Source organism: Novosphingobium lindaniclasticum LE124 (genome assembly GCF_000445125.1).
Taxonomy (GTDB): Bacteria; Pseudomonadota; Alphaproteobacteria; order Sphingomonadales; family Sphingomonadaceae; genus Novosphingobium; species Novosphingobium lindaniclasticum.
In genome coordinates, this window is the sequence record NZ_ATHL01000096.1 from 1 (window position 1) to 7984 (window position 7984).

The following is a 7984-nucleotide window of genomic DNA, read 5'->3' on the forward strand; positions in this document are numbered from 1 at the left end:
GTAAGCGCTGACGGAAGGCGGCGTTGACGTAGGGTTATTTGGCTTTCCGCGGGCGCGGCGCCCATTTCTTGGCAAGTGCCGCGAAGCGAGCGTGGATCACCTCGATGTTGGGTTGAGTGTGGGGGTCATGGTCGTCGCCAAGAGCATCCAACGCCTCTTCATGGTATTCATGCGACGGATCGGTGAGAGCCTCCAGTTTCTCGGCATAGCCCCAAGGCCCTCCCGAGTCCTCCGGTGGGCGCATTCCGGTAGCTTCGAGCAGGCGCGGATAGCTGCCTTGCAGGTCAGCCGGAGCGATGCCGTGGATCCTGACGCTGTGCTCCCATCCATCGCCAAAATCGTAGAGGTACTGGAAGGTCTTGCCGCGCATTCCCTCCAACGCCTCAGCGAGGGTCGTCTTTCGGGCATCAAGTGGGCCACCAAAGCCGTAGGACGGGTCAGGGATGCCGAAGCCCGTGCGCCCGAAGGTCAGCTCCCACAGATGGCTATCGGTCCATCCCAACGCTTCCTGGAAGGTAGTGTGCAAACGATCGAGCCGGATGCCGAGCGGTACTTCGATCATGCGGGTCACGGCGGGCGTCACGTCATCCAGAGTGATCGTCATGTGCACGACGAAGGCGTTGCTCAAGCAGCTTGCTCCAGGTTCAGGATCGCTTTTGCGGCCTGCCAGTTCCACGGCAGGAGTTCGTCGATCCGGTTGATTGGATGATTGCCGATACGCTCAATTACGTCGGTGAACCAGGCTTCGGGCTCAACACCGTTCAGGCGGCACGTTTCGGCAAGCGAGTAAAACAGCGCCGAGGCATCCCCGCCCTTGGTGGACCCGACGAACATCCAGTTGCGGCGCCCCAGAGCAACGCCGCGCAGGGCATTTTCGACCAGGTTGTTGCTGATCTCGAGCAGGCCATCGTCACAATAGCGAGCCATCGCTGCCCAGCGGTTAAGCGGATAGCGGCATGCCTTCGCCAAGGTGCTGTCCGAAGACAGCCCCTGCATCTGGGTCTCGAGCCATGGTCGCAGCGCAGCCAGTTTTGGGCGGGCCAGCTGCTGGCGAACCCGCCGTCGCTCATCGGGCGGTGCTCCCTTGATGTCGCGTTCGATCGCGAAGAGCTCGCTGATCCTCACCACCGCTTCAGCTGCTACCGGTGACGGGTTCTTTTCCAGAATGTCGGTGAACTTGCGCCGCGCGTGCGCCCAGCAACCGACCTCCGTCACCCCGCGCGGTGCCTTGGTCTTGGGGTCATGATACAGCGCGTTATAACCGGCATAGCCGTCCGCTTGAAGGTATCCGCGGTAACCGGCAAGGTGGGCTGCGGGATGCTTGCCGCCGCGCCCGGTCGTGAAGCGGAACGCCACAGCAGGCGGGCTCATATCCCCGCTTGAACGGCAGTCGCGCAGATAGACCCAGAAGTAGGCGGTGTGGCTACCGTCTTCGCCCTGCAGCAAGGTCACGGGCGTTTCATCGCCGTGTATCTTCGGAGCCTCCAGGATGTAGGAGAGCAACCGTTCGCCGAGCGGCGCCATCAGCCAGGCCAGCTTGCGCGACCAGCGGCCCATCACGTCACGATCAATTTCCACGCCTTGACGGCGCAGGATGACCGACTGGCGATGCCAAGGCTGATGATCGACGAAGCGGCTGACGATGAGATGCGCGAGCAGTGCGCTGCTTGCCATCACCTTGGGCAATGGCAGATCGATGGCCGGCGCCTGGCGGATTGTTTCGCAGGACCGGCAGGCGACGCGAGGGCGAACATGACGCAAGACGCGGAAGCAGGCTGGCACGTAATCCAGCACTTCCGTGACATCTTCGCAGATCACGGTCTCGTTACCCCCGCAGTCGCAGGGCTCGGGAAGATGCTGCGTCGTCTGGCGCGGGATATGCGCGGGGATCGGCGCCCTGGTTCCAGCCTTGCGCGTCGGTTTCGCCTTCGACGCCGCAGGGGCGTCATCATTGGCCGGCTCCGGGGCATCGACCTCTTCGAACATCAGGCGCAGCTGCGCGATGTCCATTTTCTCGGAGCTGCGACCGAACTGGACGCGCAGCAGCCTGGCCAGACGGTGCTCGAGCTTTTCGATCGTCAGTCCTTGAGCTTTGACGGTCTGCTTTGCCGCCCCCAGTTCGGCCCGCTCCAGCTCCATGACCTCAGCCATCTCCCGCAGCATTTTCTGCAGGAGAACAGGGTCTGTGGGAAGGCGATCAAGGTCGAACCGCATGCCCCGAACTATAGCGCAAGCCGCGATCCCATCCTACATAAAACGGCAGTTTCCTGCGGTTTATCGCTCAAGCGAGCGTCGGAACGGATACCTCGTCGTGAACAATCGCCTGCCGCCAATCCAGCCCCTCGATCAGCATCGCCAACTGCGCAGCCGAGAGCCGGGCGGCTGCTCCATCCTGGGTTCTGGGCCACACGAACTTTCCCCGCTCGAGACGTTTTGCATAAAGACAAAGCCCCGATCCGTCCCAGACCAGCGCCTTCAACCTATCGCCTCTTTTCCCGCGGAAGAGGAAAACAGCGCCGGAGAAAGGATCGAGCTGGAGGATATTGCGCACCTGCGCCGACAGGCCATCGAAGCCTTTTCGCATGTCGCACGGCGCCAGCGACAGATAGATCTTCGCCGACGGCGGCAGCGACAGGCTCAACGTTCAAGCTCCCCGACAACTTCGAGCGCCAATCTCAACGCCTCTCGGTCAACCAGCCTGTCGATCGAAACCGTGAAGTCGCCGCGCCGGATCTCGATCCGGCCGGCGTCAGATGGCATGGCCAGCGGTTCGGCAGGCGCCAACTCAACCGGCACGAACCCCGCCATAGCACCGCGGAGCAATTGCTTGCGCCAGGTGTAAAGTTGACCCGTTCCGATCCCGTACCGACGCGCCACCACCGCCATGATGGCGCCGGGCTGCGTCGTCTCCTTCAGGATCGCCAGCTTCTCTTCGTCGCTCCAATGCCGCCGACGTTCCACCCGTACGACCGCTCCGCCATCTCGGCGAGCACTCATACGAGGCTCTTTTGACTGCTCGATATCCACTCGCAAGGCCTCCATCTGCCCTGCGAAATTCACGCCGATCCCAATCCGCACAAGGCCGGGTTCCGTCGGCGCTTACTATGCAAGATGCTTTCACGACACTCTATTCGGCTCGGCGAAGTGGCGATGTCCTTCTTGCTGCGCGCGCTACGGATGCTCTCGTTCATGGATACAGCGCCGGTCTAGTGACCGCATCTTGCGTGTTGGGGGCAGCCGCAGTGCTCGTGAGTTTCGTGGTGAGATCAGCGCCATCAGCGTGGCGGGATGCTCCGCCGAACTGTGGCTGATCATTGAATAATCCCATGATCGGCACTTAACGCCGCGTGGCTGGTTTTTCATGGATGACAGAAGAAATCGAGAATGCTCGCGATGCACAGGTGAGTCTCGCAGAGACCGCTGGCACGATGAGAAAGAGCGCGGACGCACAGACCGACAGTGCGGATCGTCGAACTGAGCTTGCCGCCGACCGCACCGTTCTAGCGGCCGAGCGGACCTACGCTGCTTGGGTCCGAACCGGCCTTTCAGCGCTCGCGGCTGGCATTGGCGCGCATGCCCTACTTGAAAATAAGGTGCCATCTTGGCTGGTCGCCCCTACCGGGTCGCTGCTCGTGCTATTCAGCGCCTTTTGCTTTGGCGCAGCAGTGTGGCGAGAAATGCTGAAAGTCGCGCCCCCGCGACCTCATGCGGTACGAATCCCGCCTGTTCTACTCGTTGCGGTAAACGGTTTCCTGATCATTGTCAGTCTTGCCGCCTTGTTGGAAATATGGGTCGTCTGAGCTGCTTGACGTGGGACAACCCCGAAGCGCTAAAGCACCCTGCACCGCCTCTTTGTTTCATGCCGCGGACTTTCGCGGGGATATAGCGTAGATGCCGGCATATGATCGTTTTTTCGGCCCCTAATCCTGGGAACAAACGTAATGGCACCGTGCAAAAAGCGGACCCGGCTTTGCGCCGGGGATGTAAGTCGGTGGACTGTGCAGTGAACAACGCGGCGAGCACGCCGGCACGCTGCCTTATTGCCGATGCCGACATGGACGGTGGGACCGTGTGATCCGGATTGACCCGCGCCCCGAGATGCTTTGCATGAAGTATCAGTTTTGCCAGCTTCTGGGCCCGCGTGTCGGGGGCGATCACATATCCAACTCCGGGCCAAACCAGGATAACCATCCGCAACTCCCCGCGATATCTCAAAAGTAATATCCCGCCATGATGAGTGCGGAGACTTTCCAGCGGTTGTCGCCACCTTGCGCGCTGCCCGACAAGAATTGCCCCGCTCCGACGTAAGGATCGTTGCGACCGACCAGCAGCTCGGTCCAGACGCGAATGCGTCCAGTCGCCTTGTCGGTCCATAATGCCCCCAGGTTGAATCGCTGGGTATCCGCGAAGCCGGCCGCGTCCTTGAACACCCGCGCATAACTGCCATAGAGGTTCACCTTCAGGGGAAAGCGGCGAGTCTCGATCGGATGGCTCAGCTCCCCGAATACCATCGTGCTCTTGGCGGCAATATTGTACGACGAGTCGTAATCACCCACAGCGATCAGATCGCTACGTCCGGCATTTGCAGGGTTGATGACCTGCCGCGCCACCAGCAGCTTCTTGCGCAGCGGCGTGGTTTCGTCGGTCAGGCTGAGCGCATAGGCCCGGCGTGAGCCGTCCCTGTCGGTATCGAAGTTATGGACATCGGAAAGCCAGGCAGAGCCTGTCAGGGTGAGCTTTCCGCGATCCGAAGAAGCGAGTGCATATTGAATGCGGCCCGCGACGATGTTGCGCTCCGCATTGTCCGAAGCGTCCGGCAGATAGGAATCCCCGCGAACGATATTGACGCTGTAGCGGGCGCTGTCCCTGCTCTGCCCCATCACCGCCGGGCCGGTCGTCGGGAACAGACCTGCAGCTACGGAAATCTTGTCGCCTGAATGCGCGTAGCTGATCCCGACATCGTAGACCTCCTCAAGGCCATAGACGAATCCCATGCTGTTGTACCAGGACGATCCCCAATAGCGATCATCGAACGGCACCGGCTGGAGCCCGACAGTCACTTTGTCCGCTGCGGAGAGTTTGGCGCCGATATAGGCGTAGGCCGGGAAGTTGATCTCTCCGGGAATGCCCTCATAGCCGTTCTTTCGACTGTAGATGAAGTTGCCGCCATAGAAGCGGTACTCGGCAGCGCCAAAGAAGGTCGACGAATTGTAGTCCAACTTCAGAATAACCGTATCGAACGACAAGTGTGTCGAAGTCCGCCGCTGACCGGAACTGCCCGCGTCGTTGAAGCGAAGATCGACACGCCCGCGAATGCCGACGCCAAGCTTCAGATGGCCGTCTTTCGGCGGCGGCGGGTTTTCCGGCAGCGACACCGGGAGCGAAGCGGCAGGTTCACGCTCGCCGGAGGTGGTTTCGGTGGCGGAATCGGTGCCTGACGCCGACTGTGCGGAAATCGGCTCGGCCGCCATGGACAGAACGGGAGCGGGGACCTCCACGGTCTCGGCCAGCGCGAGGAGTGGTGCGATCAGCATCCTGTGCGCTCCGGAACAGCCGGCAGGCGCGTGGCATCGCTTGTCCGCCCGTTAGCGGGCGAAAGATCATAGGTCATCGAGGCTCCTTCTCCCGGGTCGGTGATCTTGCGTCACTCGTTTCGTATCGCCCGCGCGCCTTCGATCGACGCGCGGGGTAGTTGCAATCTTTCGTACCTGAGGTCAGCTGATCTCCCGCTTGCCATCGACGAGGCGTTCGACACCCAGCGGATTGTTCCACTTCAACGCATCGGGCAGCAGCGCCTCGGGCAAGTCCTGATAGCTGACGGGGCGCAGGAACCGGCGGATGGCCAGACTGCCCACCGAAGTCGTGCGACCGTCCGACGTCGCCGGGAACGGTCCGCCGTGCACCATTGCATGGCCGACCTATCGAACGTGGTATCGCGCAGTCAAAACGGGATGAGATCGCGCGCAATATTCTCGGCCCGCCCCCCGCTTGCGCGCACGCAAAGCTCTGCCCCGATCGGCGGACCTTATCCAATCCTGCTTCACGTTCCCGTTCGTGAACCATCCACGATGGCAAAGCTGCCATCCTCGCGTTTTTCAACCCGAAAGCCGAACGTCGCGGCCAGTTGCCGGGCAAAGCTCTCCGGGTCTGATCGCCTGAACGCGCCGGTAACTCTCAGCGGCTGGGAGGACCGCAATTCGCAAAGGATAGGGCTTGGGGCCGTTCGGTTGAAGACGGCGACAGCTTCACCAATTTCCACGCCGTAGAGAACCAGCATGTCGTTCGGCCACTGGGTATCGGCGGCAGCGATCGAGGTGGGTTTCACGACTGAACCACCTTCGATCGCCGTTCTCTGGCCAGCCCTGAGGTCCAGCCGCTTACGACCATTTCCGCCGCTGGCATCACGCACTTCCACAGCCCCCTGCAGCAAGGCGATCCTCACGGCGCTTTGCGTCAGTTCCACATCGAAGAGAGTGCCATGTGCGATCACCCTTCCCGCCCCCGCTTCGACGATGAACGGCCGCGCCCGGTCATGGGCAACCGAAAAGCGCGCCCGCCCCACCAGAAGGCGCAGGCGCCGCTGTTTGTTATCGTACGAAATCTGCACCCGCGAACCGCGGTCCAGGATCAGCTTCGACCCGTCCGGAAGCGAAACATGCCGCGGGGCCTCTTCAAAGGAAGACACTTCCAACCGAGAAAACGATTGGGGCACGCCAAAACTTCGCTGCACCACGATCAAGACGAGCGAACCCATCAGCATCAGACCTATCGCCGCCGCGGCATACTTGCGAAACGCAGTTCGCAGCACCCAGGGTTTGGCGATATCGAGATTCCTTTTCCGCACGGTGCCGGTACTGGCAAGGAACATCATCGTGTCGAACGATCTCACCCGCCGCTCATAGGCCTGCGCATGAGCAGGAACGGAACGCCATTCTTCGAATTGCGCACGAACGTCTGCAGCATCGGGCCCGCGCATCCGGACAAACCAGTCATCGGCATCCTGATCGAGGCTCATTCGGTTTCCACGAGTTTGAAATCCTCCATCATGGGCTCAAGACGTCGCGTCACATGACCGATCGCACGGGTCATGTGTTTCTCGACCGTCTTGACGCTAAGGCCCGTCCGGGCTGCAATTTCTCTATAGGTAAAGCCATCGAAGCGGTGGGCCAGAAAGATCTCGCGGGTCCGTGGCGAGAGTTCTGCCATGATCGCCTCCAGCCTGACAAGCATGTCGCGTGCCTCGGAAGCCGCAACAGCATCGACGCCGACGATCGGAACATCGTCCGAACAGACGTGGAGGTTCTTGCAGCGACGCCGGTCATAGCGTGCCTCGCTCCGGATCAGGTTAATCGTAGCCTGCCGAAGATACGCATCCGGTGCTTCCACTTCGAGCGGATTTCCTCGGCCTCTCACTGCGAGACGAGAGAACAACTGCTGGACGATATCGGCAGCATGATCGGTGTGGATATGCTGCACGGCAAAGCGTACCAACTTGTCCCGGTGGGACCGATAGAGGCGATCGAGCCAATGCCCTCTTGCAATTGGAACCCGATCTTCCGGTGGCAAGGGCGCGCCTTCGGCAATCCCTTGGCACTCAAGACACCCGTCGTCTATGTTCAGGCGCATAACATCGCCCCATCTTCAACCGCACAGGTATCGAATACGCGCATATGGCGCGCGTTCTGCTTGCCCAAAGCCATGGGCAGCTCTCCAGTAGAAACCCGCACGGCTATCATCGAGCGGGGCCAACAGTAGGAATCGATTACCGACGTCTTTAGCCAAACGGCCTGGACATTCACGTCAGCAGCCCGGATGCACGCACCGAGCGATTTTTCCTGAAAGGCGGTTGGTGCGCCTTCGCGCCGTTTGTCGACGCAGTGGCATTCTTACTGATGGAAGCTGTCAAGACAAGTCGCAGTTTGCAGGAAGGTAGCCGGGCGAGAGGAAACCAGTGCCTTGAGGCATGGGCTGAGACCTTTAGTCG

8 protein-coding genes and 1 pseudogene are annotated in these 7984 nt (G+C 61.0%); 1 reads left to right on the top strand and 8 read right to left on the bottom strand.

Features of this window, described 5'->3' with window-relative positions; genetic code table 11:
- Positions 1-34: 34 nt before the first annotated feature.
- From L284_RS39525 to tnpA, 4 genes are all read right to left on the bottom strand, one after another.
- Positions 35-628: a plasmid pRiA4b ORF-3 family protein gene (locus L284_RS39525; RefSeq protein ID WP_021234789.1), complete on the bottom strand. Its 594-nt coding sequence runs from the start codon at positions 626-628 to the stop codon at positions 35-37.
- On the bottom strand, positions 625-2214 hold the full coding sequence (tnpC, locus tag L284_RS47520; protein ID WP_021234788.1) for an IS66 family transposase: 1590 nt from the start codon (positions 2212-2214) through the stop codon (positions 625-627). Before tnpC ends, L284_RS39525 begins: the two co-directional genes overlap by 4 nt.
- A 67-nt stretch (positions 2215-2281) precedes the next feature.
- Positions 2282-2641, bottom strand: a complete 360-nt coding sequence (gene tnpB, locus L284_RS39535; RefSeq protein WP_021234787.1) for an IS66 family insertion sequence element accessory protein TnpB — start codon at positions 2639-2641, stop codon at positions 2282-2284.
- A complete protein-coding gene (gene tnpA, locus L284_RS39540; RefSeq protein ID WP_159830736.1) occupies positions 2638-3027 on the bottom strand; it encodes an IS66-like element accessory protein TnpA in 390 nt (129 codons plus the stop codon). Before tnpA ends, tnpB begins: the two co-directional genes overlap by 4 nt.
- Positions 3028-3365: 338 nt before the next feature.
- Between tnpA and L284_RS39545 the strand changes: the two genes are divergently transcribed.
- Complete coding sequence (locus L284_RS39545) at positions 3366-3800, top strand: YidH family protein (protein ID WP_021234919.1); 435 nt, start codon at positions 3366-3368, stop codon at positions 3798-3800.
- A gap of 411 nt (positions 3801-4211) precedes the next feature.
- On the opposite strand, the gene L284_RS39550 is transcribed toward L284_RS39545, so the two are convergent.
- The 4 genes and pseudogenes from L284_RS39550 to L284_RS0124475 all read right to left on the bottom strand — a co-directional run bounded on the left by L284_RS39550 (position 4212) and on the right by L284_RS0124475 (position 7626).
- Positions 4212-5534, bottom strand: coding sequence for a hypothetical protein (locus tag L284_RS39550; RefSeq protein ID WP_021234920.1), 1323 nt, complete (start codon positions 5532-5534; stop codon positions 4212-4214).
- A gap of 180 nt (positions 5535-5714) precedes the next feature.
- Positions 5715-5918 (bottom strand): annotated as a pseudogene (locus L284_RS39555) (aldehyde dehydrogenase (NADP(+))); the annotation flags it as partial.
- A gap of 122 nt (positions 5919-6040) precedes the next feature.
- Positions 6041-7015: a FecR family protein gene (locus L284_RS46935; protein WP_021234922.1), complete on the bottom strand. Its 975-nt coding sequence runs from the start codon at positions 7013-7015 to the stop codon at positions 6041-6043.
- A complete protein-coding gene (locus L284_RS0124475) occupies positions 7012-7626 on the bottom strand; it encodes an RNA polymerase sigma factor (RefSeq protein ID WP_052018424.1) in 615 nt (204 codons plus the stop codon). Before L284_RS0124475 ends, L284_RS46935 begins: the two co-directional genes overlap by 4 nt.
- Between the last annotated feature and the right edge of the window lie 358 nt (positions 7627-7984).